Annotated in this window: 19 protein-coding genes and 1 pseudogene; 8 read left to right on the forward strand and 12 right to left on the reverse strand. The window is 69.1% G+C overall.

Going from position 1 to position 24,214, the window contains the following annotated elements:
* The 4 genes from EGT29_RS21910 to EGT29_RS21925 all read right to left on the reverse strand — a co-directional run bounded on the left by EGT29_RS21910 (nt 1) and on the right by EGT29_RS21925 (nt 4,942).
* Entirely contained in the window at nt 1–393 is a 393-nt protein-coding gene (locus EGT29_RS21910) for a ribonuclease domain-containing protein (RefSeq protein ID WP_124690972.1), read from the reverse strand.
* A gap of 2 nt (nt 394–395) precedes the next feature.
* A complete protein-coding gene (locus EGT29_RS21915; RefSeq protein WP_124692471.1) occupies nt 396–1,646 on the reverse strand; it encodes a patatin-like phospholipase family protein in 1,251 nt (416 codons plus the stop codon).
* Nucleotides 1,627–3,948 carry an NADP-dependent malic enzyme gene (locus EGT29_RS21920; RefSeq protein ID WP_124690973.1) on the reverse strand — a complete coding sequence of 774 codons (2,322 nt, stop codon included), beginning with the start codon at nt 3,946–3,948 and terminating at the stop codon, nt 1,627–1,629. The genes EGT29_RS21915 and EGT29_RS21920 overlap by 20 nt, the downstream gene beginning before the upstream one ends.
* 70 nt (nt 3,949–4,018) lie before the next feature.
* Entirely contained in the window at nt 4,019–4,942 is a 924-nt protein-coding gene (locus EGT29_RS21925) for an FAD-binding protein (RefSeq protein ID WP_124690974.1), read from the reverse strand.
* A gap of 254 nt (nt 4,943–5,196) precedes the next feature.
* On the opposite strand from EGT29_RS21925, the gene EGT29_RS21930 reads away from it, so the two are divergent.
* The gene (locus EGT29_RS21930) at nt 5,197–6,354 is read left to right on the forward strand and encodes a pyridoxal phosphate-dependent aminotransferase (RefSeq protein WP_124690975.1); all 1,158 of its coding nucleotides are present in this window, start codon (nt 5,197–5,199) and stop codon (nt 6,352–6,354) included.
* An 8-nt stretch (nt 6,355–6,362) separates the two neighbouring features.
* A pseudogene (locus EGT29_RS28805) lies at nt 6,363–6,491 on the forward strand (RNA polymerase sigma factor SigJ); the annotation flags it as partial.
* Nucleotides 6,492–6,561: 70 nt separating this feature from the next.
* On the opposite strand, the gene EGT29_RS21940 reads toward EGT29_RS28805, so the two are convergent.
* Nucleotides 6,562–7,383, reverse strand: coding sequence for a transglycosylase SLT domain-containing protein (locus tag EGT29_RS21940; protein WP_161567911.1), 822 nt, complete (start codon nt 7,381–7,383; stop codon nt 6,562–6,564).
* A 745-nt stretch (nt 7,384–8,128) separates the two neighbouring features.
* On the opposite strand from EGT29_RS21940, the gene ubiD reads away from it, so the two are divergent.
* Nucleotides 8,129–9,682: a 4-hydroxy-3-polyprenylbenzoate decarboxylase gene (gene ubiD / locus EGT29_RS21945; protein ID WP_124690978.1), complete on the forward strand. Its 1,554-nt coding sequence runs from the start codon at nt 8,129–8,131 to the stop codon at nt 9,680–9,682.
* Between the two features lie 33 nt (nt 9,683–9,715).
* On the opposite strand, the gene EGT29_RS21950 is transcribed toward ubiD, so the two are convergent.
* The 5 genes from EGT29_RS21950 to EGT29_RS21970 form a co-directional block, all read right to left on the reverse strand.
* The gene (locus EGT29_RS21950) at nt 9,716–10,096 is read right to left on the reverse strand and encodes a hypothetical protein (protein WP_124690979.1); all 381 of its coding nucleotides are present in this window, start codon (nt 10,094–10,096) and stop codon (nt 9,716–9,718) included.
* Entirely contained in the window at nt 10,093–10,506 is a 414-nt protein-coding gene (locus EGT29_RS21955; RefSeq protein ID WP_161567912.1) for a phage holin family protein, read from the reverse strand. Before EGT29_RS21955 ends, EGT29_RS21950 begins: the two co-directional genes overlap by 4 nt.
* A 10-nt stretch (nt 10,507–10,516) precedes the next feature.
* Complete coding sequence (locus tag EGT29_RS21960; protein ID WP_124690981.1) at nt 10,517–10,828, reverse strand: YqjD family protein; 312 nt, start codon at nt 10,826–10,828, stop codon at nt 10,517–10,519.
* 130 nt (nt 10,829–10,958) lie between these two features.
* Complete coding sequence (dacB, locus tag EGT29_RS21965; RefSeq protein ID WP_124690982.1) at nt 10,959–12,365, reverse strand: D-alanyl-D-alanine carboxypeptidase/D-alanyl-D-alanine-endopeptidase; 1,407 nt, start codon at nt 12,363–12,365, stop codon at nt 10,959–10,961.
* A gap of 160 nt (nt 12,366–12,525) precedes the next feature.
* Nucleotides 12,526–14,112: a methyl-accepting chemotaxis protein gene (locus tag EGT29_RS21970; protein WP_124690983.1), complete on the reverse strand. Its 1,587-nt coding sequence runs from the start codon at nt 14,110–14,112 to the stop codon at nt 12,526–12,528.
* 134 nt (nt 14,113–14,246) lie between these two features.
* Here EGT29_RS21970 and EGT29_RS21975 point away from each other — a divergent pair, with 134 nt between their 5' ends.
* Both EGT29_RS21975 and fghA read left to right on the forward strand, forming a co-directional pair.
* Complete coding sequence (locus tag EGT29_RS21975) at nt 14,247–15,353, forward strand: S-(hydroxymethyl)glutathione dehydrogenase/class III alcohol dehydrogenase (protein WP_124690009.1); 1,107 nt, start codon at nt 14,247–14,249, stop codon at nt 15,351–15,353.
* A gap of 21 nt (nt 15,354–15,374) precedes the next feature.
* Nucleotides 15,375–16,220, forward strand: coding sequence for an S-formylglutathione hydrolase (gene fghA, locus EGT29_RS21980; protein WP_124690984.1), 846 nt, complete (start codon nt 15,375–15,377; stop codon nt 16,218–16,220).
* Between the two features lie 3 nt (nt 16,221–16,223).
* Here fghA and EGT29_RS21985 read toward each other — a convergent pair whose 3' ends face one another.
* Together EGT29_RS21985 and EGT29_RS21990 are read right to left on the reverse strand one after the other, a co-directional pair.
* The gene (locus EGT29_RS21985) at nt 16,224–17,537 is read right to left on the reverse strand and encodes a HAMP domain-containing sensor histidine kinase (protein ID WP_124690985.1); all 1,314 of its coding nucleotides are present in this window, start codon (nt 17,535–17,537) and stop codon (nt 16,224–16,226) included.
* Complete coding sequence (locus EGT29_RS21990) at nt 17,537–18,235, reverse strand: response regulator transcription factor (protein WP_124692472.1); 699 nt, start codon at nt 18,233–18,235, stop codon at nt 17,537–17,539. Before EGT29_RS21990 ends, EGT29_RS21985 begins: the two co-directional genes overlap by 1 nt.
* A 104-nt stretch (nt 18,236–18,339) precedes the next feature.
* Here EGT29_RS21990 and ggt point away from each other — a divergent pair, with 104 nt between their 5' ends.
* From ggt to mdoH, 3 genes are all read left to right on the forward strand, one after another.
* Nucleotides 18,340–20,112: a gamma-glutamyltransferase gene (gene ggt, locus EGT29_RS21995; RefSeq protein ID WP_124690986.1), complete on the forward strand. Its 1,773-nt coding sequence runs from the start codon at nt 18,340–18,342 to the stop codon at nt 20,110–20,112.
* Between the two features lie 232 nt (nt 20,113–20,344).
* Nucleotides 20,345–21,889, forward strand: coding sequence for a glucan biosynthesis protein G (locus EGT29_RS28810; RefSeq protein WP_124692473.1), 1,545 nt, complete (start codon nt 20,345–20,347; stop codon nt 21,887–21,889).
* Between the two features lie 4 nt (nt 21,890–21,893).
* A complete protein-coding gene (gene mdoH, locus EGT29_RS22005) occupies nt 21,894–24,197 on the forward strand; it encodes a glucans biosynthesis glucosyltransferase MdoH (protein WP_305037039.1) in 2,304 nt (767 codons plus the stop codon).
* The last annotated feature ends 17 nt before the right edge of the window (nt 24,198–24,214 follow it).

The following is a 24,214-nucleotide window of genomic DNA, read 5'->3' on the forward strand; positions in this document are numbered from 1 at the left end:
TCACTCCTGGATGCGCCGGAACGACGCGTAGTGATCGGCGGTATACCAGTATTCTCCACTGGTGGCGGGGTTGCCCGTATCGCCCTTGCCGGCGACGATGCGCCGGGCGCCGCGATTGCGCGCACCGGGCGTAGGCACGGTGTACTCGGTATAGTACCCACGCGCCCGCACGGGCAAAAGGCGTTCGCGGTTATAAAACGTCACGCCATCGCGGGCATGCCGGAACGGCCCGCCCTGCTGGATCTGCGCCAGCACCTGGCGCGCCTCGGGCGGCAGGTCGCGCGCATCGACCGTGCCGGGCGCGGGCCCCCGGGCCCAGGCGCCGGCTCCCAGCACCAGCCACAGCAGCGCGATCGCGAATCCGCGCAGGAAACGGCCTAGAGTCGAAGACATCGCTATTCCTCGTCGGTACGGAAGAAAGCCAGCACCTCGTCGCTGCGAATGAGCGTATCGCCAAACCCCAGGGCGATCAACTCGCGTGTGTAGCCGGGTTCGAACAGCAGGTAGGACGCCAGCGACGCGCCGGTCAGCGCCTCGGAACCGGACGAGACGCCCATGCCCCGCATCAGCCTGCGCATCGCCGGAGGCAGGCTGTCCAGGTGGCGGCCGGCGATCTCGTCCAGGCGCTGGCTGGGTGATATCGATAGCACGCGTATGGGGCGCAGCGTCCCGCTCCAGCGCTCCTGGGCCGGCAGCCGCGACAGGGTCTGGTTGATGCGCTGGATGCGCTCGATGTCGGCGTCCAGGCTGTCCAGGAAGATGTTGGACAAGGCATGGCCGCCGATCTGGGCCAGCGTCGGGTAGGTGGGCGCTCCGGTCCGGCGCCGGGGATCCGCCTCGGAATGGCCGCCGCTGATGATCAGCACGCGGCCGGCGCCCAGGTGGATCGCGGGACTGATGGGAGCGAGCTGGCGCATGGAGCCGTCGCCGCACCACTCGGGCTCGCCGTGCACCAGCAGCCGGCGCGCCGGGAACACGAACGGGATCGCGCTGGACGCCAGCAGGTGCTCGACGCCGATCTCGGCCCGCACCGCCACGCGCAGCGAGCGGCGCCACGGCTCGATCTCGTAGGCCGACTGGTAGAAGGTGATGTGCTGGCCCGAGGTGTAGCCGGTGGCGGCGATGGCCAGCGCCTGGACCACGCCGTCGGCCAGGTTGGCGTCCAGCCGGCCGAAGTCCAGTACGCCGCGCAGCAGTTCTCCCAAGGGCTGGTTGTCCAGCAGCGCGGGCTGCTTGCTCCGGCCCACGCGGGCCATCATCAGCGCGAACGACAACATGGACAGCCAGCTTCCCCCGCCGCGCACGGTGTGCAGCGCATCGGTCCGGTAGACCTGGGCGGCGTGGAAATTCTCCCAGACGTCCAGCATATGCTCGATCGTCTGCGGCAGGTGATGGGCGCCGCAGGCCAGCACGGCGGCATTGATGGCGCCGGCCGAGGTGCCGCACAGGACGTGGAAGGGATTGGCGTGCAGGCCGCCGGGCCGCTCGCCCAGGATGCGGACGATGGCCTTGAGCACGCCTACCTGGTAGGCGGCGCGGGCGCCGCCGCCGGCAAGCACGAGGCCGGTGCATGCGGGCCGCAGCACCGGCACGGTGGGGGCCGCGCGCGCGGCCCCCGCGGCGGGATCAACGTCCGCCGCTGCCATCCAGGCGCGAGGCGTTGGCATCCATGACCGTCAGCGCGGTCATGTTGATGATGCGGCGTACCGTCGAACTGGCGGTCAGGATGTTGACCGGGGCCTTGCAGCCGAGCAGGATGGGGCCGATGGCCACGTTGTTGCCGGCCGCCGTCTTCAGCAGGTTGTAGGCGATGTTGGCCGACTCGATGGTGGGGCACACCAGCAGGTTGGCTTCGCCCCTGAGCGTGCTGTCGGGCATGATGCGGTTGCGGACCGCTTCGTCGATGGCGCAGTCGCCGTGCATCTCGCCATCCACTTCCAGCCACGGCGCGCGTTCCTGGATCAGCGCCAGGGCCTGGCGCATCTTGACCGCCGACGGCGAATCGCTGGAACCGAAGTTCGAATGCGACAGCAGCGCGGCCTTGGGCTCGACGCCCAGGCGCTTCATTTCCTCGGCCGCCATGATGGTGATCTCGGCCAGCTGGTCGGCGTCCGGATTCTCGTTCACGTGCGTGTCGACCAGCACCACGGTGCGTTGCGGCAGCACCAGGAAGTTCATCGCGGCGTAGACCTTGGCGCTGGGATTGCGGCCGATGACCTCGTCGATGAACTGCAGGTGGTTGACGTAAGGGCCGACCGTACCGCAGATCATGCCGTCGGCATCGCCCTGGTGGACCATCATCGCGCCGATCAGCGTCAGGCGCCGGCGCATCTCGATCTTCGCGTATTCCTTGGTGATGCCCTTGCGCTTGGTCATGTCCCAGTAGGTCTGGGAATAGTTGCGGTGGCGTTCGTCGAATTCGGTGTTCGTGACCTCGACGTCCTGCCCGAGGCGCATGCGCAGGCCGAGCTTCTCGATGCGCTTGGCCAGCACCGCCGGACGGCCGACCAGGATGGGCCGGGCCAGGCCGTCGTCCACCACCGCCTGCACCGCGCGCAGCACGCGCTCGTCCTCGCCCTCGGTGTAGACGATGCGGGCCTTGCCGCCCTCGCGCACCGTGCGGCGCGCCGCGCCGTACAGGGGGCGCATGAAGGCGCCGGAGTGATAGACGAACTGCTGCAGCTGCTCGACATAGGCGTCCATGTCGGCGATCGGCCGCGTGGCCACGCCCGAGTCCATGGCCGCGCGCGCCACGGCGGGCGCGATGCGCACGATCAGGCGCGGATCGAAGGGCTTGGGAATCAGGTATTCCGGACCGAACGCGAGATCGGACACGTCATAGGCTGCGGCGACGATCTCGCTCTGCTCCTGGCGCGCCAGTTCGGCGATCGCGTGGACCGTGGCGATTTCCATCTCGCGCGTGATGGTGGTCGCGCCCACGTCCAGGGCGCCCCGGAAGATGTACGGGAAGCACAGTACGTTGTTGACCTGGTTCGGATAGTCCGAACGGCCGGTAGCGATGACGGCGTCGTCGCGCACCGACTTCACGATCTCGGGCAGGATTTCCGGCGTGGGGTTGGCCAGCGCCAGGATCAGCGGCCGCTTGGCCATGGCCGCCACCATCTCGGGCTTGAGCACGCCGCCGGCGGACAGGCCCAGGAAGACGTCGGCGCCTTCGATCACCTCGCTCAGCGTGCGCTTGTCGGTTTCCTGCGAGAAACGTTCCTTGTCGGGATCCATCAGCGTGGTGCGGCCCTTCCAGACCACGCCCTCGATGTCGGTCACCCAGACGTTGGCGAGCGGCAGGCCCAGGTCGACCAGCAGGTTCAGGCAGGCCAGCGCCGCGGCGCCCGCGCCCGACGCCACCAGCTTGACCTCGTCGATCTTCTTGCCGACCACGGCCAGGCCGTTCAGCACGGCGGCCGCCACGGTAATGGCCGTGCCGTGCTGGTCGTCGTGGAACACCGGGATGTTCATGCGCTGGCGGGCCTTGCGTTCGACCGCGAAGCACTCCGGCGCCTTGATGTCTTCCAGATTGATGCCGCCGAAGGTCGGCTCGAGCGCCGCGATGATGTCGACCAGCTTGTCGGGGTCGGTCTCGTTGACCTCGATGTCGAACACGTCGATGCCCGCGAACTTCTTGAACAGGACCGCCTTGCCTTCCATGACCGGCTTGGACGCCAGCGCGCCGATCGCCCCCAGGCCCAGCACCGCCGTGCCGTTGGAGATCACGCCGACAAGGTTGCCGCGCGCGGTGTAGCGGAACGCGGCCGCGGGGTCGTCGACGATGGCTTCGCACGCCGCCGCCACCCCCGGGGAATAGGCCAGAGCCAGGTCGCGCTGGTTGACGAGTTGCTTGGTCGGAGCAATGGAAATCTTGCCCGGACGGCCGTACTCGTGATATTCGAGGGCGGCCTTGCGCAGATTGGGGTCGAGGGGTTGAGCCATGGAAAAATAACGCCCGCAGGGCGGTCACACGAAGTTATGCGAGGTGCGGATTATCCGCTCCCCGCACGGGTTATACAACCGACGAGGGGAAAACACTCCCCGCGTCGAACGTGGCCTTGACCATGGCGTCGAGCCGGTCGGCCGGGGTTTCCCGGCCCGAAGCCCGGTCTTCGCGCTCCTGCACGGACAGCACCGGAGGCGATTCCCCGGCATCGCGCAAACGCAGCCGGAATCGTCCGGCCCAGGCCAGGGTGCCTTCGCTGCCCAGCAGGAAATGCGCGGGGTTGGGCACCGGCTCGCCGCCCGCGGCGGCGCGCGGCACGAGCGCGTCGATCCGGTAGCCGGCCGGCCAGACCGGCAGTTCCAGCATCGCGGCGACCGCCGAATCGGTGGCCAGTTGAAACAGGTCGGACACCAGGCGGCTGGCCGACGTGGAACGCAGGGGCTGGGTGGATTCGACCCCGAAAGGGCCCAATTGCTCGAACGCGCCATCGGCCAGCAGCACCTGGGCGGCGTCCAGGCCCGAGTCCCGGCAGCGGCCCGGCAGCCAGCCGCGGGTACGCAGCAGCCAGGCGCCGACCGGTTCGAGGTCGGCGCCCGCATGCCAGCGCCACGGCGTTCCCGCCAGCCGCTCGCGCAGCGCTCCCATGGAGCAGCCCGACTGCACCACGATGGTGCCGGCACGTTCGTCGAAAGATTCGATCGCCGCCAGTTGCGAGGTGTCCAGCCGCAGCCAGCCGCGGTCGGCCGGCAGGGCCGCTTCGCGCGCGCCGGGCTGCACCAGCAGCACGCCGAACTCGCGGCACAGCGCGGCGGCATGATAGACGTCCTCTTCCCGGGCCACGACCAGGCGCCCGCGCCCGGGGGCATCGGCCTGCGGCGTCTCGTCGCTGACCTGGCCACGGGCCATGCGCGCCAGGCGCTGGCAGAAGGCCGGCCAGGGCGCGTCCGACAGCATGCGGGGCAGGAAAAAGGCGCGGCGGCCGGGTTTCATGACAGGGACTCCGCGCCGGAAGCCGGCCCGGGAGGGAGGCCGAGCCGGCCTTCGGGCCAGGACGGCGGGAAGGTGCGGCCGGAGATGGAACGTAACGAAACAAGCGGTGCCATGCCGTCCATTGTAACGGCGCGGGCGCGCGGACGGCCATCCGCCCCCTGCCTGCGGCGGGGCGTATCATGGACGGCATGGAGCCCCCATCGGCGCCGCGTCCGCGACGGCGCCGCCCACCCACCACCCGCCGTCCGACCACCATGCTGCGCCTCTCCCCCCGCATCGCCCGCATCGCTCCCTTCTACGCCATGGAGGTCGTCAAGCAGGCGGCGGCCCTGCAGGCCCAGGGCCGCGACATCGTGCAGATGAGCATAGGCGAACCCGACTTCACCGCCGTCCCGGCCGTGGTCGAGGCGCTGGAACGCACCGCGCGCGAAGGACGGACCCAGTACACCGAGGCGGTCGGCATCGCCCCCCTGCGCGAGGCGATCGCCGGCTTCTACCAGACGCGCTTCGGCGTGGCCGTGGATCCGTCACGCATCATCGTCACCGCCGGCGCCTCGGGCGCGCTGCTCCTGGCCTGCACCGCCCTCGTCGATGCCGGCGCCCAGGTGCTGATGCCCGACCCCACCTATCCGGCCAACCGCCACATCGTGACCGCGGCCGGCGGCGAGCCCGTGCTGATCCCGGCCGGCCCCGGCGACCGCTTCCAGCTTGCGGCCGACCACATACGGCGCCACTGGACACCGCGCACCGCCGGCGTGATCGTGGCCTCGCCCGGCAACCCCACCGGAACCTCCATCGTGCCGGACGCGCTGGCCGAGCTGATCCGCGAGGTACGCGGCCGCCAGGGCTTCACCCTGGTCGACGAGATCTACCTGGGCCTGAGCTACGAAGGCGACCGCCGGTCGGCGCTGGCGCTGGCCGACGATCTCATCATCGTCAACAGCTTCTCGAAGTACTTCCACATGACCGGATGGCGCCTGGGCTGGCTGGTGGTGCCGCCGCAACTGGTCTCGGTGTTCGAGAAGCTCGCGCAGAACCTGGTCATCTGCCCGTCCACGCTGGCCCAGCACGCGGCGCTCGCGTGCTTCCAGCCCGAATCGCTCGACATCTTCGAGGCGCGCCGGGCAGCCTTCCGCCAGCGGCGCGACTACCTGTTGCCCGAGTTCGAACGCCTGGGACTGACGGTCCCGGTCAAGCCCAACGGCGCCTTCTATATATATAGCGATGTGCGCGCGCATGCGGCCGACAGCGCGGCCTTCGCCACGCGCCTGCTGCACGAGGCCGGGGTGTGCGCGGTGCCGGGCCGCGACTTCGGAACCGCCGAGACCGCCTCCTACCTGCGTTTTTCCTACGCCACCGACCTGGCCCGGTTGCAGGAAGGCGTGGCGCGCATGGAGCGATTGCTCGGGTAACGCGCATGCTGGACGGCCTGCCGGGCTTCCTGACCATCGAGCGCGGAGGGATCCTGCAGGCAACGGCCTTGCTGATCGAGAAGGACAAGGTGGCGGCGATCTACGTCACGCGCAATCCGGACAAGCTGCGGCATCTGGATGCCGCATCCGGCAACCGGCCGGAAAGGCCGGCGGAAACGTCGCCCGGGCGCAGGCCCGGGGACGAGCCTACATGACGGCGGGAGAGCCGGGTTCGGTGCCCTTGACCGACACCGCTTCCGAGGACGGATCGGTGGGGATGGGTATAGGCTTGGCCGACGCCGAGCGCGCCGGCGTGGCCGGTGCGGTGCCCGGCAGTTCGGTGTTGACGCCCGCGGCCGAGGCCAGGCGGCGGCGTTCGGCCAGGACCCTGTCGCCGTACGGGCTGGTGCCATCGGGGCCCACGCCCACGTACATGCGCAGGCCGGCCGTCAGCGAACCGCCACGCTCGATGTATTCCTTCAGGATCGACGCGCCGACACGGATGTTGGCCACCGGATTCCAGGCGGCCTGGCTACCGCCGAACGGCTCGAACCGCTCGGTGTGGACCCGGGTCAGGACCTGCATCAGGCCCTGGGCGCCGACATGGCTTTCGGCGAACGGATTGAAGCTGGACTCGATGGCGATGATCGCCAGGAGCAGCAGCGGATCCAGGCCCATTTCCTGTCCCACGCCATAGGCGGTGGAAACCAGCATGCGGGTAGCCTCGTTCGAGACCCGGTACTTGCGCGCGATATAGCGGCCCAGGGACTCGGACTGCACGGCCGACACCTTGGTCGCGTGCGGCTTCTGCGCCGGCTTGGCGGCATTACCCATCGAGCCCAGGAAAGACGTCGCCTGGGCATGCGGTTGTACGTTGTCGGCCACGGCCGCGACGGCGGCCGCCGCGGCAACGGCGGAGGCGACATCGACCTGGGCCGGCTCGGCCACGGGCGTCTCGACACCGTTGAACGCGGTGAATTGCGAAGCCTGGTCACGCAGACCAGGAACAGACCACACTACGGCGGCCATGGCGAGCACGGCCAGGCCTACATAACTATTGATGGAGCGGCACCAATCCGTGATTCCCGGTCGAGGCCGGGGGTCGGGCTGCTCCGTCGACGAGCTCGACTGCGCGTCGGGCATACTTACCTCCTTGCAACGGCGGGCCACAAAAAAACCGCATCCGGAAGCGATCGAGATACGACTCCGGACATCAAGGCCACAACCTGCTTGGCTGCACATCGCGCCGCAGTCAGGACGACTGGCGGCACACCTGCATGGTCGCTATCGCAGAGACAGCTCGGGACCATGCCTGTTTCGGGCAGAGGGCGCGTTCGCGCCGCTAAGAGAACTCCAGTATGGTGGGCGCCCGATGGCCCGTTAAGCAGCCCGGTGGTCTGGTCCGGCCCCGACTTGGGGGCGGCTGTCAGGACGACGGCACCGGGCACACGCTGAAAGTTGGCGGATTGTAGGAATGCGATTTGATGTGGTCAACCGTAAAAATTCACCATTCTGGTGCATCCGATAGACAATCGCGATCATTGGGATTTTCTATCGGTACCCATGCGACCGTATATGGAAAGATAGATAAAAGTAAGCATACACTATCGCCACGATCGAATCAGATTCAGAAACATATGTAAAATTTGTCCCGGACTTCATGTTTCACACCGCCACGGACCCCGATGACCTCATCCGTGCGTCAAACGCCGCAACCGCCACGGCGGGTTAAAGTGGCCCTTCCCCCGGCTTCCCCCATCAAGGTGCCCCGCCCGTGAAATACCGCGACCTCCGAGATTTCCTGCGCCAGCTCGAAGCGCGGGGCGAACTCAAGCGCATCCCGACCGCCGTGTCGACCCGCCTCGAGATCACCGAGATCTGCGACCGCGTATTGCGCGCAGGCGGGCCGGCCCTGCTGTTCGAGAACGCCCGGCAGCCCGGCCGCGAGCAGGCCGACATGCCGGTGCTGGCCAACCTGTTCGGCACCGCCCACCGGGTGGCGCTGGGCATGGGCGCGGAAGACGTGGGCGCCCTGCGCGACGTGGGCGAACTGCTGGCCTCGCTGCGCGAGCCCGAGCCGCCGCGCGGCCTGCGCGATGCGCTCGGCAAGGTGGCGATGCTGAAATCCGCCCTGTGGGACATGGCGCCGCGCGAAGTCCGGGCAGCGCCCTGCCAGGAGATCGTGCTCGAAGGCGACGACGTCGACCTCGGGCGCCTGCCCATCCAGCACTGCTGGCCCGGCGACGTCGCCCCGCTGCTGTCCTGGGGGCTGGTCGTCACGCGCGGACCGAATCGCAAGCGCCAGAACCTGGGCATCTATCGCCAGCAGCCCATCGGGCGCAACAAGCTCATCATGCGGTGGCTGTCGCACCGGGGTGGCGCGCTGGACTTCCGGGAACACATGCTGGCTCACCCCGGGCAGCCCTTCCCGGTCGCGGTCGCTCTGGGCGCCGATCCCGCCACCATTCTGGGCGCCGTCACGCCGGTGCCCGACGCCCTGTCCGAATACCAGTTCGCCGGCCTGCTGCGCGGCGGCCGCACCGAGGTGGTCCGCTGCCTGGGCAGCACGCTGTCCGTACCCGCCTCGGCCGAGATCGTGCTGGAGGGCCACCTGCTGCCGGCCTCCGATCCGCGCGCCATCGCCCCCACTCCCGCCCCCGACGTCGCGGCCCCGCCCGACAACGGCTACGAGATGGCGCTGGAAGGCCCCTATGGCGACCACACCGGGTACTACAACGAGCAGGACTGGTTCCCGGTCTTCACCGTCGACCGCATCACCATGCGGCGCGATCCCATCTACCACTCCACCTACACGGGCAAGCCGCCCGACGAACCCGCCGTCCTGGGCGTCGCCCTGAACGAGGTCTTCACGCCGCTGCTGCGCCGGCAACTGCCGGAAATCGTCGATTTCTACCTGCCGCCCGAAGGATGCAGCTACCGCCTGGCCATCGTCTCGATGCGCAAGCAGTACCCCGGGCACGCCAAGCGCGTGATGTTCGGCATCTGGAGCGTGCTGCGCCAGTTCATGTACACCAAGTTCATCGTGGTGGTGGACGAGGACATCGACGTGCGCAACTGGCAGGAGGTGGTCTGGGCCATCACGACGCGCATGGACCCCGTCCGCGATACCCTGCTGGCCGACCGCACCCCCATCGACTACCTGGACTTCGCATCGCCGGTCTCGGGCCTGGGCGGCAAGATGGGCCTGGACGCCACCAACAAGTGGCCGGGCGAGACCGATCGGGAATGGGGACGCCCCATCGTGATGGATGCGGACGTGAAGAAACGGGTGGACGGCCTGTGGCAGGAACTGGGGCTGCCGGGCTGAATCCGGCTGCCCCAGCAACGGGGCCTGCTGACGCTAGCGTGGGTCGGGCCGGCTGCGGTCTTCCTTGATGGCCCGCCAGAGCTTGTAGGCTTGATAGGCGGCCACCGCGCCGCCGCCCAGCTTCAACAGACGGAAGACGCCGCCCAGCCGCACGCGGGCCAGCAACATCGAAGCAGCGGACGATACGATCGGATAGCGCCGCAGGAAACGCCAGGCCTGCATGGCGGTCGCCATGCCGCGGCTGCCGCCCAGGCTGGGCAGGACCGACTTGAGCACCTGCCCCGGCGTGACGGCTTCCTTGATCTGGTGCAGGTGGGCCGCCAGCTCCATGCGCTCGATGGACGACCGGGCCAGCAGCAATTCCTTGCGGGCCTCGATGTCTCCCGCCTCGCGCGCCCTGCGACGGGCGCTCATCGCGGCCCCCGGCGGCTGTCGGGGTCGGACTCGGCCACCGCGGCGAGCATGTCGCGGTCGCGTTCGAGTTCGGCCAGAGTATCCTCGAACACCAGGGGTGCATGCACGGCCTGCCGGCGCACCATGACCAGCATGATGAGCCCGACCAGCAGATAGGCCGCCCCGACCAGCGCGATGGCCAGATGCCGGTATTCGGTATCCCAGAACACCACGACGATCAGGAACGAGAACATCATCAGGCCGAGCGTCAGGCACAGCAGGGCCGCCAGGGCGACCAGCACCATGCCCAGCAGGCGCGACTTTTCCTCGGCCAGTTCGATGGCGACGAGTTCGAGCCGGGTACGCAGGATGCCGATGGAAGTGGCAGCCAGCGCCCGGAGCGAACCCAGCAGATGCGGCGACGCGGACACGCTGCGCGTATCAGCGGCGGCTGTTGACCAGCAGGCCGGCCAGGAAGCCGACCGCCGCCGCCACGCCGATGGCGCGCCAGGGATTGTCGTGCACGAAGTCGTCAGTGGCGCGGGCGGCTGCCTTGCTGCGTTCCAGCATGGAGTCCTGGACGTCCAGGAGCTTTTCGCGCGCGCGCTTGAGGGAGGTCAGGGCGCTTTCGCGGAGTTCGACGGCGCGGTCACCGGTGCTGGAAGCGGCTTGCTTGAGCAGGTCTTCCGCGTCGTTCAGCACGACCTTGACGTCCGAGATGAGTTTTTCCTTGCCTGCGGTGCTGGTAGTCATCGTGTTGCGCTCCCTGCGTTGTTTTTACGATTGGACGATCCGATGATAGCAGTCGCCCCCGCATACCGGAACCCTTGCATCCGGAGGGCAGCATCGGGTAACACCTGCAACCCCGCGCTTGCATCCTGCATCACTGGCTGGCCAGCCACGCGATAAGCTTGTCGTTGAAGCCGTTGGCTTGCTGCGCACGTTCGTCGTTGACCACGCTGACCACCAGGTAGCGGCGCCCGCTGGCCGCCAGCACGTAGCCGGCCAGGGCCCGCACGTCGCGCAGCGACCCGCTTTTCAGGTGCGCGAGGCCCGCCGCATCGGAGTCGCGCATGCGGCGGCGCACCGTTCCGTCCATGCCCGAAATGGCCAGCGAGGAAACGAACTCCGGCATGACCGGCGAACGCCACGCGGCGGCCAGGAGCCGCGCCAGGCTGTCGGCCGAGATCCGGCCGTCGCGGGACAGCCCCGAGCCGTTGTCCAGCACCAGCTCGGGCAGCGTCAGGCCCCGCGCGGCCAGGATCCCGTCCACCGCGCGATCGCCGCTGGCCACGGTGGCCGGGCCCGGCTCGTACGCGGCGCCCAGCGTCAGCAGCAGCAGGCGGGCCATGACGTTGTTGCTCTGTTTGTTGATATGCCGCACGACCTCGGCCAGCGACGGCGAATCGTGGGTGGCGAACAGCACGGCATCGCCCGGCACGCCGCCCTCGCGTATCCGGCCCGCCAGGCTGCCGCCCATTTCCTGCCAGAGCACGCGAAAGACCGCCTCGGCATGCCGCGGCTGGGACAGTGCCAGCCGGTACAGGCTGAACTCGCCGCAGCCCCCCGATACGGTTCCCGCCACGCGCAGCGACACGCCGGACGAGGTCAGGAACGGCTCGGTCTGCACCACGGGCGAACCGGGGCACGGATTGTCCGACCATTTCAGTCCGCCCTCGACCTTGACGCCGGGCAGGGCCGGGTCCAGGGTCACCCGCCAGTGCCTGCTGCGCAGGTCCGGGGTGAACAGCAGGCGCACCGCGCCGAAGCCCACCATCCAGGCGTCGGGACTGGCGTTGTAGGGCCGCGAGGGATCGCCGTCGAAGGCGCCGGGATCGATCGCCACCGGCCCGAATACCGAGCGGTCCACGACCAGTTCCGGGATCCTGCGCACGCCGCGCACGCGCAGCTCGCGCAGCAGCTGCCAGAGGTCTTCCAGCTTGAAGAAGGGATCGCCGCTGGCGCGCAGGTACAGCGGACCGGACAGGACGCCGTCGGCCGAGATCGTGGTGCCCGGCTCCACCAGCAGCTGGGTGCGCCAGATATGCGCGGGCCCCAGGCTGTCCAGGGCGGCGAAGGTGGTCACCAGCTTCATGACCGAGGCGGGGTTGCGCGGCTGCCCGGCGTTGACCGAGACCATGCGCGGGCCATCGACCGGTTCGACCACCACCGACAGCGCGCTCTCGGGCAACCCCGTGGCGGCCCAGGCCGCCGACAATTCCGCGGGCAGGTCCTGCGCCCGCGCCATGGTGAATGCCAGGCAGGCGCACACTGCCGCCGCGGCCCGCATCCATGCGCCGGGCCTGCCCCCGGCTCTTCCCGTCCCGCGCCGGCCCTCGGCCACGCCGGCTCGCGCGCCACTCTGCAACAACGCCTGCCCCCTTGTTCCCGTTCCGTGGTTCGAACAGGCTAGAGCATAACGGTTCCCGGCGCGGCCGCCGGCATGCCGCTCAATGATGGAGCGAGGCCTCGTAGCGCACCAGCAACTGGCGCATGTCGCCCACCGTGCCCTTGAGCGCCTCGGTGGCCTGGGCCAGCGAGGCGACCGAGGCGGAGGTGCGTTCCACTTCGCCCGAGATGCCTTCCATGCTGTCGGCGACTTCCTGCGACGCCGCCGACTGCTGCTGCAACATGCCGGAAATGTCGCGCGCCCGCTCCACCACCAGCGACGACGAATGGCGCACCCGTTCGAAGAAGCCGGCGCTTTCGCGGATCTGCTCGCCGCTGTATTGCACCGAGGCCACCGCGTCCTGCATGGAGGTCGAAGTCTCGGTGGCGAAGCGGGTGATGGCCTGGAGCGCGTGGCCGATGTCGCCCGTGCTGCCGGCCGTGCGATCGGACAGGGTGCGCACTTCCTCGGCCACGACGCCGAAGCCGCGGCCGTTCTCGCCCGCGCGGGCGGCCTCGATGGCCGCGTTCAACGACAACAGGCGGGTCTGGTTGGCGATCTCGCTGATGGCCTGGGTCACGCCGGAAATGGTCGAGACCAGGTCGTGCAGCGAGCCTATCTGTTCGTTGGTGCGGCCGACGGCCTTGGCCACGGAATCCGTGCCGCGCACCGAATCGCCGATCTTGGCCTCGGCCGTATCGACCTCGCTCAGGGCCGACTCGGACAAGGACAGGGCCGTGCCCGTGTGCTGCGACGCTTCGCGGATGGCCACGCTCATCTGCTCGACCGCCGCCGCGATGCGGGTCAGGCGGTCGCGCTGCTCGTCGATGACCTGCCGGATCGCGGCGATCTCGCCGTTGACGCGGTCGGCGTTGCCATCCACCGCCTGCGCGACCTGCAGCACGTCGCACAGCGTGGAACGCAGGTGGATGCGGGTCGATTCGATACGCATGGGCAGGCCGCCCAGATCGAACTGATGACGACCTTCCACGGCCACCGACAGCATACCCTCGCCCATCGCGGCCAGCGTGCGGTCGACACGGCGCAGCGGCGCCCAGACCCGGTACCGCCACACCGCCGCGGCGGCACCCGCCACCGCGACCTGCCCCAGCATCCAGCCCCAGTGGGGCAGCAGCCAGGCACCCAGCGCCATGCCCAGCGACAGGACGGCCACGCCCGCGCCCCAGGGGGTGGGCGCGTGCCACCAGCGCGGACGCGGCGTGGCGGGGAATTTCACCTTGCCCGCCGACACGTCGGCATGCAGGGCCTGGGCGGACGCCACCTCGGCGCGGTCGGGCGCGCTGCGCACCGACATGTAGCCGACGTGCCTGCCGTTCTCGTACAGTGGCGTGACGTAGGCCTCGACCCAATAGAAGCCGCCATCCTTGCAGCGGTTCTTGACCGTCGCCCGCCAGGGCTGGCCGCGCTTGATGGTCTGCCAGAGGTCGGCGAAGGCCTCGGGCGGCATGTCGGGATGCCGGACGATGTTGTGGGGCTGGCCGATGAGTTCATCGCGCGAGAAGCCGCTGACTTCGATGAACGCGGGGTTCGCATAGGTGATGCGCCCCTTCAGGTCGGTGGTGGTCACCACGGGGCGGCTTTTCTCGACGAAGCGCTCGAGCGACGTGACGGGCAGATTCTTGCGCATGACTCTTGGTATGGACAACGACTCATGACGGTTGACGGCACCAAGGTCGCCGGACTTTAGGACTATTTGCCGATCGGCCCCGCGCCGCCCCACTACAATCCCGGATGATTCCCTCGAGAGCCTAGGAGCAGCCCATGAAGACCAAAGCCGCGATCGCCTGGAAGGCAGGCGCGCCCCTGACCATCGAAGAAGTGGACCTGGAAGGTCCGCGCGCCGGCGAGGTGCTGATCGAGGTCAAGGCCACCGGCATCTGCCATACCGATTACTACACCCTGTCGGGCGCCGACCCCGAGGGCCTGTTTCCCGCCATCCTCGGCCACGAGGGCGCCGGCATCGTCGTCGATGCCGGCCCCGGCGTCTCCACCCTGAAAAAGGGCGACCACGTCATTCCCCTGTACACGCCCGAGTGCCGCCAGTGCAAGTTCTGCCTGTCGCGCAAGACCAACCTGTGCCAGGCCATCCGCAGCACCCAGGGCAAGGGCCTGATGCCCGACGGCACCAGCCGCTTTTCCCTGGACGGCAAGCCCATCCACCACTACATGGGCACCTCGACCTTCTCGAACTACATCGTGGTGCCCGAGATCGCCGTGGCCAAGATCCGCGAGGACGCCCCCTTCGACAAGGCCTGCTACATCGGCTGCGGCGTGACCACCGGCGTGGGTGCCGTGGTCTTCAGCGCCAAGGTCGAGGCCGGCGCCAACGTCGTCGTCTTCGGCCTGGGCGGCATCGGCCTGAACGTCATCCAGGGCGCCAAAATGGTCGGCGCCGACAAGATCATCGGCATCGACCTGAACCCCGAGCGCGAGGCCCTGGGCCGCCAGTTCGGCATGACCCACTTCGTCAACCCCAAGGACGTCGCCAACGTGGTCGACCACATCGTCCAGCTCACCGACGGCGGGGCCGACTACAGCTTCGAGTGCATCGGCAACACCACCACCATGCGCCAGGCGCTCGAGTGCTGCCACAAGGGATGGGGCCAGTCCTTCATCATCGGCGTGGCCGCCGCCGGCGCCGAAATCGCCACCCGCCCCTTCCAGCTGGTCACCGGCCGCGAATGGAAAGGCTCGGCCTTCGGCGGTGCCCGCGGACGCACCGACGTGCCCACCATCGTCGACTGGTACATGGACGGCAAGATCAAGATCGACGAACTCATCACCCACACCCTGCCGCTCGAACGCATCAACGAGGGCTTCGACCTCATGAAGAGCGGGCAGTCCATCCGCTCGGTCGTGCTGTATTAATCAAGGCCGCAAGGATTCCACATGCCCGAACTGATCAGCCTGCACCAGTGCTTCGGCGGCCAGCAGCGTTTCTACCGCCACGACTCCTCCGCCATCGGCCTGCCGATGCGTTTCTCGGTCTTCCTGCCCACGCACGCCGAGGCGGGGCCCGTGCCGGTGCTGTTCTACCTGGCCGGACTGACCTGCACCGAGGAAACCTTCATGATCAAGGCCGGCGCGCAGCGGTTCGCGCAGCAGCACGGCATCATGCTGGTGACGCCGGATACCAGCCCGCGCGGCGCGGGCCTGCCGGGCGAAACCGACAGCTGGGATTTCGGTGCCGGCGCCGGTTTCTACCTGGACGCGACCCAGGCGCCCTGGGATCGCCACTACCGGATGTACAGCTACATCGTGGACGAGCTGTTCGGGCTGGTGACCTCCGAACTGCCGGGCGATCCGGCACGCGCCGGCATCTTCGGCCACTCCATGGGCGGCCATGGCGCGCTTGTGCTGGCCCTGCGCAATCCGGACAAGTTCCGCTCGGTGTCGGCCTTCGCTCCCATCGCCCATCCGGTCGATTGCCCCTGGGGCCACAAGGCCTTCGGCAACTATCTCGGCCCCGACCGCGAAACCTGGAAGCGGTACGACGCGACCGAGTTGATGCGGACCGCGCGCCAGCCCTTCCCCGGCGGCATCCTGGTCGATCAGGGGCTGGCCGACCAGTTCCTGGAGCCGCAGTTGCGGCCCGAGGCCTTCGAGGCCGCCTGCCGCGACGCCGGCCAGCCGCTGGAGCTGCGCCGCCACGCGGGCTACGACCACGGCTACTACTTCATCTCGACGTTCATGGAGGACCACATGGCCTTCCATGCCAAGGCGCTGGGCGCCTGAGCCTCAGGACACCACCAGCGCCGCCCCTTCCCCGAAGCACAGCAGGAAGCGAGTGCCCCGGTGCTGTTCGTCGGTGCTGGACGCCACGGTAAGCCGCCAGCCCTGGATGTCGCACACCCGCTTGGCGATCGCCAATCCGAGCCCCCGCTGGACGCCCGCGTCCCCGGCCACGGGCACCTGGCTGTCGCGCAGGCGGCCGCTGTAGTAGCGCTCGAACACGAACGGCTGGTCGGCGGCGGGAATGCCGGGACCGTTGTCGGCCAGGGCCAGGCACTCCCCGGTCCAGGTCGCGGTCAGCACGGCGGGGGCCGCGTGGTCGATGGCATTGCGCACCAGGTTGCGCAGCACGATCAGAAGGCCGTAGCGGTCCAGCGTGGCCATGGCCGCCTCGGGCACCTCGTTGACCAGGACCAGGCCGGCGCGGTGCGCGCGCTCGGCCAGGCCGCTCCAGGCGTCGTCCAGGCAGGCCCGGAGCGCGACTTCCGTGCGCGGCCCCGCCTGCGCGCTGCTGATGGCGCGCGCCGTCTCGAGCGTGGAGGCGATCTCGTCCACCGCGCTGACGATGCGCGTCAGGCGCAGCCCGGCCTGCGCGGACGGCTCGGACTCCAGGGCGATCAGTTCGGCGTCGGTCCGGATGCTGGTCAGCGGCGTGCGGATCTCGTGGCTGAGGTTGGCCGAGAACTCGCGCTCCTGGGCGATGGATTGGTCCACCTTGTCCTGCATGCGGTTGAAGGCCTCGATCAGTCGGCCCGCCTCGTCGCTGCGCATGACTTTCATGCCCGGGCTGCCAGGCGCCCACGACTCGATGCGATCGGTCACCTCCACCATCGAGCCGACCACGCGGCCGGCCAGCGCGCGGGCGGTCCAGTATCCCAGCAGCGTGCATGCCAGCCAGAGCCCCAGCAGGATGGCGCCGAACTCGTAGACCCGGTGCTCGTTGTCGGTCGCATCGTAGCGCAGGTACACCCGCCCTTTCGCCGAATCGGCCACCGCCACGTGCCAGACCTCGCCCTCGGTGTTGAGCTGGTACTGCCCGGGGCCCAGCCGGGACAGCACGCGCGGCACGTCGCCGTTCGTTCCCACCCATGCATGCAGGCTGGGGCCGAGCAGGATGTCGCCGCCGGTCCAGACCATTTCGCCGGCCTCGAGGCGATGCACCAGGCGCTCGGCCTCGGTCAGCACGATCTGGTCGACGATGCGGTCTTCCTGCCTGTCCAGCACCAGATAGGCGACGATGGCCTGCACCGCCACGAACAAGGCGATGGCCAGTGTCAGCGCCCAGATGACCCGCTGCTTGAGCATGGCGGGACCGGCCATCAGTCGCGCCCCGGGCCGCCGGACAGGCGATACCCCACGCCGTGCACGGTCTCCAGCCCATCGAAGCCTGCTTCGGACAAGGCCTTGCGCAGCAGATGGATCTGGCTGCGCAAGGCATCCTTTTCCGGTACGTCGGTGCCCCACAGGGCGCTCTCCAGGTCGGCGCGCGACACTACCCGGCCGGGATCGCGGATCAGCACCTCGACGATGCGGCTGGCCTTGGGCGTGAGCCGCACCGGCCGCTCCGCCACGTGCACTTCGCGGGTGCGGGCATCGTAGGACAGCGCGCCGAAACGCCGCACCGGATTGGCGACCTGGCCCGAGGCGCGGTTGAGCAAGGCGCGCACGCGCGCCTCGACCTCGGCCAGCGCGTAGGGCTTGGTGACGTAGTCGTCGGCGCCATGGGCGAAGGCGTCGAGCTTCTGCTGCAGTTCGTCGCGCGCCGTCAGCAGCAGCACGGGCGTGGCCTGATGCAGCTCCGCGCGCAGGCGATGCAGCACCGTGACCCCGTCCAGCCCGGGCAGGCCTATATCGAGCAGGACGGCATCGAAGCCGTCGGACCCGAGCCGATACAGCGCGGACGGGCCGTCGTAGGCGACGTCGACGACGTAGCCCTTGGCCTCGAAATAGGCGCACAGATTGGCCGAGATCGTCATGTCGTCTTCGACGACGAGCACGCGGGGATGGGGCGTCTTCATGAAACCGGAGGAAGGACGGGTGTCCAAGTGTAAGCCGCTTTGCCGCGGCCGATGGTAAGGTCGCGGTCTGGCCGGCCCCAGGCCATCGCAAGGAAGCTTCATCCATGACATCGTTCGTCCGCGCATCGCGCCTGCTCTGGCTGGCCTGCGTCGCGCTCGCCTCGGCGGTCCGGGCCGCCGTGCCCGACCCGGGCATCGACGCCAACCCCGAGGCGCAGACCGCCTACCAGCCCAAGCAGGCCGTCATGAGCCGCCACTTCATGGCGGCCACCGCCCACCCGCTCGCCACGCAGGCTGCCTATCGCGTGCTCGAGCGCGGCGGCAGCGCCGTCGACGCGGCCATCGCCGCGCAGATGATGCTGGGCCTGGTCGAGCCGCAATCCTCCGGGCTCGGGGGCGGAGCCTTCCTGGTCCACTACGACGCCCGCCAGGACCGGGTCACGGTATTCGATGGCCGCGAGACGGCCCCGGCCGCCGCGAACGATGAGCGCTTCATGCGGGGCGACCGGCCCATGCGCTTCGCCTTTGCCGTCGACAGCGGCAAGTCGGTCGGCGTCCCGGGCCTGCTGCGGGCGCTGGAACTGGCGCACCGCCAGCATGGCAAGCTGCCCTGGCCGTCGCTGTTCGACGACGCCATCGACCGCGCGCGGCACGGCTTCCCGGTCTCGCAGCGCCTGGCCGCGCTGCTGCGCGACAACCAGCGTCTGGCTGCCCAGCCCGCCGCCCGCGCCTACTTCTTCCACCCCGACGGCTCGGCCCTGCGCGAGGGCGAACGGCTGCGCAATCCCGAACTCGCCCGCACGATGACGCGCATCGCCCGCGAGGGCGCCGACGCCTTCTACCGCGGACCGCTGGCCCGCGCCATGGTCGAGGCGGTACGCGCCCATGCGCGGCCCGGCGACCTGTCGACCGAAGACCTGGCGCGCTACCAGGCGCGCGAACGCGCCGCGCTGTGCGGCTCCTACCGGACCTATGTGGTGTGCGGCGCCCCGCCGCCCGGGTCCGGGGGACTGGCCGTGCTGCAGATGCTGGCGCTGCTGGACGCCACGCCCATCGCCCGGGCCCGGCCCGAATCGCTTGCCGCGGTGCATTACTTTTCCGAGGCGGGACGGCTGGCCTATGCCGATCGCGACCGCTACGTGGCCGATCCCGATTTCGTGGACGTGCCGGTGGCCGCCCTGCTGGATCCGGCCTACCTGGCCCGGCGCGCGGCGCTGATCTCGGCCGACCGTTCGATGGGCCGGGCCTTGCCGGGCGAACCCGTGCGCGGCGCGCTGGCCCGCCATGGCGTCGACGACACGCCCGCGCTGCCCTCGACCACCCACCTGTCCATCGTCGATGCCCAGGGGAACGCGGTGGCCATGACGTCCACGATCGAGCAGGCCTTCGGCAGCAAGATCCTCGTGGGCGGCTTCCTGCTCAACAATGAATTGACCGACTTCGCGCTGTCGCCGCGCGACGACCATGGCGTGCCGGTGGCCAACCGGGTCGAGCCCGGCAAGCGCCCGCGCAGCACCATGGCGCCCACCATCGTGCTGCGCGCAGGCGGCGAGGTCCCGCGGCTGCGGCTGGTGGCGGGTTCGCCGGGCGGCAGCGCCATCGCCAACTACGTGGCCCAGACGCTGCTGGCCAATCTGACGTGGGGCCTGGACATCCAGACCGCCATCGACCTGCCGCACTACGGCAGCCGCAACCATGCCACGGAACTGGAAAGCGATACCCGCCTGGAAAGCCTGGTCCCCGCGCTGCGCGCCATGGGGCACCCCGTGGCCGTCTCGGCCATGCCCAGCGGCCTGCACGGCATCGAGGTCCTGAGCAACGGACTGCTGCGGGCCGGCGCCGATCCGCGGCGCGAAGGCACCGCATCGGGGCGCTAGGCGCGCGCCCCAACCGGGCGCCGGGGAACCAATTTGGTGAAAATGGCGTCCATTCTGGTCCGGTTGGCGCCGCATGGCTACATCCAGTAGTACATGTATGCCGCCGGAGCCCCCTAGGGGCGGCCATACCCTCTAGAATCTCCGTTTCAGCATTCCAGGCCACGCCGGACGTCCAAGATCCGTGACTGACAACTCCCTTTCTTCCGCAGGGGTGCGCTCGCTCGCCGCCCGCATGCTTCTCTCGGCCCTGGCCTTGTCGGCCGGCCTCCTGGCCGCCGCCCCCGCCAGCGCCTTCGATTTCTTCGATGTCGCCCGCCGCGCCAAGGAACTCTCCGGCGAGAAATACAAGGCGCCCACGAGCCAGCTTCCCAAGGAACTGCGCGACCTCAAGTACGCCGAATACCAGCAGATCCAGCCCAAGCGCGACAAGTATCTGTGGGCCGACGGCCGTACCGCGTTCCAGATCGCCTTCCATCACCCGGGCATGGCCTTCGACCTTCCGGTCAAGATCAACGAGATCGATGCCGAAGGCGTTCGCGAGATCAAGTACGATCCCGCCGACTTCGACTTCGGCCCGCGCCAGGTCGATCCCAAGCTGCTGCGCGGCCTGGGCTTCGCCGGCTTCCGCATCCTCTATCCGCTGAACGATCCGGCCAAGCGCGACGACGAACTCGCGTCCTTCCTGGGCGCCAGCTACTTCCGCGTGGTCGGCAAGGGCCAGGTCTACGGCGTCTCGGCGCGGGGACTGGCCATCGATACCGCCGTGCCCTCGGGCGAGGAATTCCCCCGCTTCCGCGAGTTCTGGATCGCCCGCCCGGCCAACAGCGACAAACACGTCGTGATCTACGCCCTGCTGGATTCGCCCCGCGCCACCGGCGCCTATCGGTTCACCATCACCCCGGGCGAGGACACCCTGGTCGAGGTCCGCTCGCGCGTCTACCTGCGCGCCCCGGTCGCCAAGCTCGGCATCGCCAGCATGGCCAGCATGTATCTCTATGGCGCGACGCAGCCTTCGAGCAGCCCCAACTACCGGCCCGAGCTGCACGATTCCGACGGCCTGGCCTTCCACGCCGGCAACGGCGAATGGCTCTGGCGGCCGCTGAACAACCCGCGCCGCCTGGCCAACAGCTCGTTCATGGTCGAGAATCCGCGCGGCTTCGGCTTGCAGCAGCGGGCCCGGGACTTCCGCCAGTACGAGGACCTGGACGACCGCTACGACCTGCGCCCGACGCTCTGGGTGGAACCCACGGGCAACTGGGGCAAGGGCCGGGTGGAGCTGGTCGAGATCCCGACCGCGGATGAAACCAACGACAACATCGTCGCGTTCTGGGTGCCCGAACACCAGCCCAAGCCCGGCACCGCGCTGGAAATGAACTACACGCTGCGCTGGACGCGCAACGAAGCCGCGCTGCAGGATCCCAAGCTGGCCCGCGTCCTGCAGACGCGGCGCTCGGTGGGCGAGACGCGCGGCACCGACCTGATCCGCCGCCCCGACGGCAGCACCGCATTCCTGATCGACTTCTCCGCTCCGGCGCCGGCCAAACCCAAGGACCCGCCGCTGCCGGTCTCTCTGAACTTCTCCACCGGCGGCAATGCCGACGTGCTCGAGAACAGCCTGCGCCGCAACCCGGTCACCGGCGGATGGCGCGTCACGCTGCGGATCAAGGTCAAGGATCCGGCCAAGCCGGTCGAGATGCGGGCCGGCCTGGTCAACGGGCAGAACCCCGTTTCCGAGACCTGGAGCTACCAGCTGCCAGGCTATGAAACGGGTGAGTGATCCCATGTCCGCAGCGATCGAAGAAGACGCCCTGCGCGCGAGCGAGGCCGAGACCCAGGAACGGACCCTGCTGGAGGCCTACGGCCCCGAACTGGACGAATACGGCGTCGTCCACCGCGACGAAGCCGGACGCGTCTGCATACAGACCGCGCCGGCCATCAAGCGCTCGTCCATGGTGCCCGAACCCTGGGTCACCAATCCCTTTGTGCGCGGCTGGCGCCGCGTGCAGGGCCGGATGCACAAGACGCGGGCCGAACGGCTCGCGCGCCCGCCCGAGCCGCGCTGGAAGATCGCCGGCAGGCTGCGCCGGCTGACCCTGCTGGTGGCCGTGGTGGCGCAGACCGCCGTTGCCACCTGGTACATGAAGGCCGTCCTGCCCTACCAGGGCGGACAGATCCTGGAAGTGGCGATCCTGCTGCTGTTCGCGCTGCTGTTCTGCTGGGTCTCGGCCGGCTTCTGGACCGCGCTGATGGGCTTCCTGCAATTGCTGATGGGGCGCGACCGCTACAGCATCTCGGCCACCGTGGCCGAGGGCGTTCCCATCTCGGCCGGCACCCGCACCGCCCTCGTCATGCCCATCTGCAACGAGGACGTGGGCCGGGTGTTCGCCGGGCTGCGCGCGACCTACGAGTCGGTCGCGCGGGCCGGCGTGCTCGACAAGTTCGACTTCTTCATCCTGAGCGACAGCTACAAGCCGGACAACTGCGTGCAGGAACAGCGCGCCTGGGTCGAGCTATGCAAGACGGTCGAGGGCTTCGGCCGCATCCACTACCGGCGGCGCCGGCGGCGCGTCAAGCGCAAGAGCGGCAACATCGATGACTTCTGCCGGCGCTGGGGCGGCGAGTACGACTACATGGTCGTGCTGGACGCCGACAGCGTGATGAGCGGCGAATGCCTCAAGCGCCTGGTGGTGCTGATGGACGCCAACCCCGAGGCCGGCATCATCCAGAGCGCGCCGCGCGCCTCGGGCATGGACAGCCTGTACGCGCGCGTGCAGCAGTTCGCCACCCGGGTCTACGGCCCGCTCTTCACGGCCGGCCTGCACTTCTGGCAACTGGGCGAATCCCACTACTGGGGCCACAACGCCATCATCCGCCTGGAACCCTTCATCCAGCATTGCGCGCTGGCCCCGCTGCCCGGCAAGGGCAGCTTCGCCGGCGCCATCCTGTCGCACGACTTCGTCGAGGCCGCGCTGATGCGGCGCGCGGGCTGGGGCGTCTGGATCGCCTACGACCTGCCGGGCAGTTACGAGGAACTGCCGCCCAACCTGCTGGACGAATTGCAGCGCGACCAGCGCTGGTGCCAGGGCAACCTGATGAACTTCCGGCTGTTCCTGATCAAGGGCCTGCACCCGGTGCACCGCGCCGTGTTCCTGACCGGCGTCATGTCCTACCTGTCGGCGCCGCTGTGGTTCCTGTTCCTGGCGTTGTCCACCGCGCTGCTGGCGGTCCACACGCTGACCGAGCCGCAGTATTTCGTGACGCCGCACCAGTTGTTCCCGATCTGGCCGCAATGGCATCCCGAGGAAGCCATCGCGCTGTTCTCGACCACGGCGGTGCTGCTGTTCCTGCCCAAGATACTGAGCGTGCTGCTGGCGTGGGTGAAAGGCGCGGGTGGCTACGCGGGGTCCGGCAAGCTCCTGTGGTCCATGCTGCTGGAGGTGCTGTTCTCCATGCTGCTGGCGCCGATCCGCATGCTGTTCCATACCCGCTTCGTCGTGGCGGCGTTCCTGGGCTGGAAAGTGCAATGGAAATCGCCGGCCCGCGCCAACAACGAGACGCCCTGGCGCGAAGCCTTCCGCCGCCACGGCCTGCAGACGCTGCTGGGCGTGTGCTGGGGCCTGCTGGTCGCCTGGCTGAATCCGAACTTCCTGTGGTGGATGATCCCCATCCTGGCGTCGCTGCTGCTGGCCATCCCGCTGTCGGTGATGTCCAGCCGGGTCAGCCTGGGGCGCGGCGCCTTCGACGACGGACTGTTCTGCATCCCCGAGGAAACGTCCCCGCCGCGCGAACTGCACGACACCGCGCGCTACAACGAGGAAAACCAGGCCCGCCCCGCTCCCGGCTTCATGGACGCGCTGACGGATCCCGCCACCAATGCGCTGGCCCGGGCCTTCGCCACCGGCCGCCACCTGCCCGGCCATCCGCTGATCGAGGCGGCCCGCACGCAGCTGGTCGACGAGGTCCTGGAGACGCATCCCGAGCGTCTGCCGGATCTCAAGCGCATGCGGCTGCTGGACGACCCCGAAGTCCTGGCCCGTGTACACCGGGCCCTGGCCCAACCCGCGGCCCAGGCCCGCGCGGCCTGAGCCCCCCTTCCTCCTGT

The sequence above is a fragment of the Pigmentiphaga sp. H8 genome, assembly GCF_003854895.1.
Taxonomy (GTDB): Bacteria; Pseudomonadota; Gammaproteobacteria; order Burkholderiales; family Burkholderiaceae_B; genus Pigmentiphaga.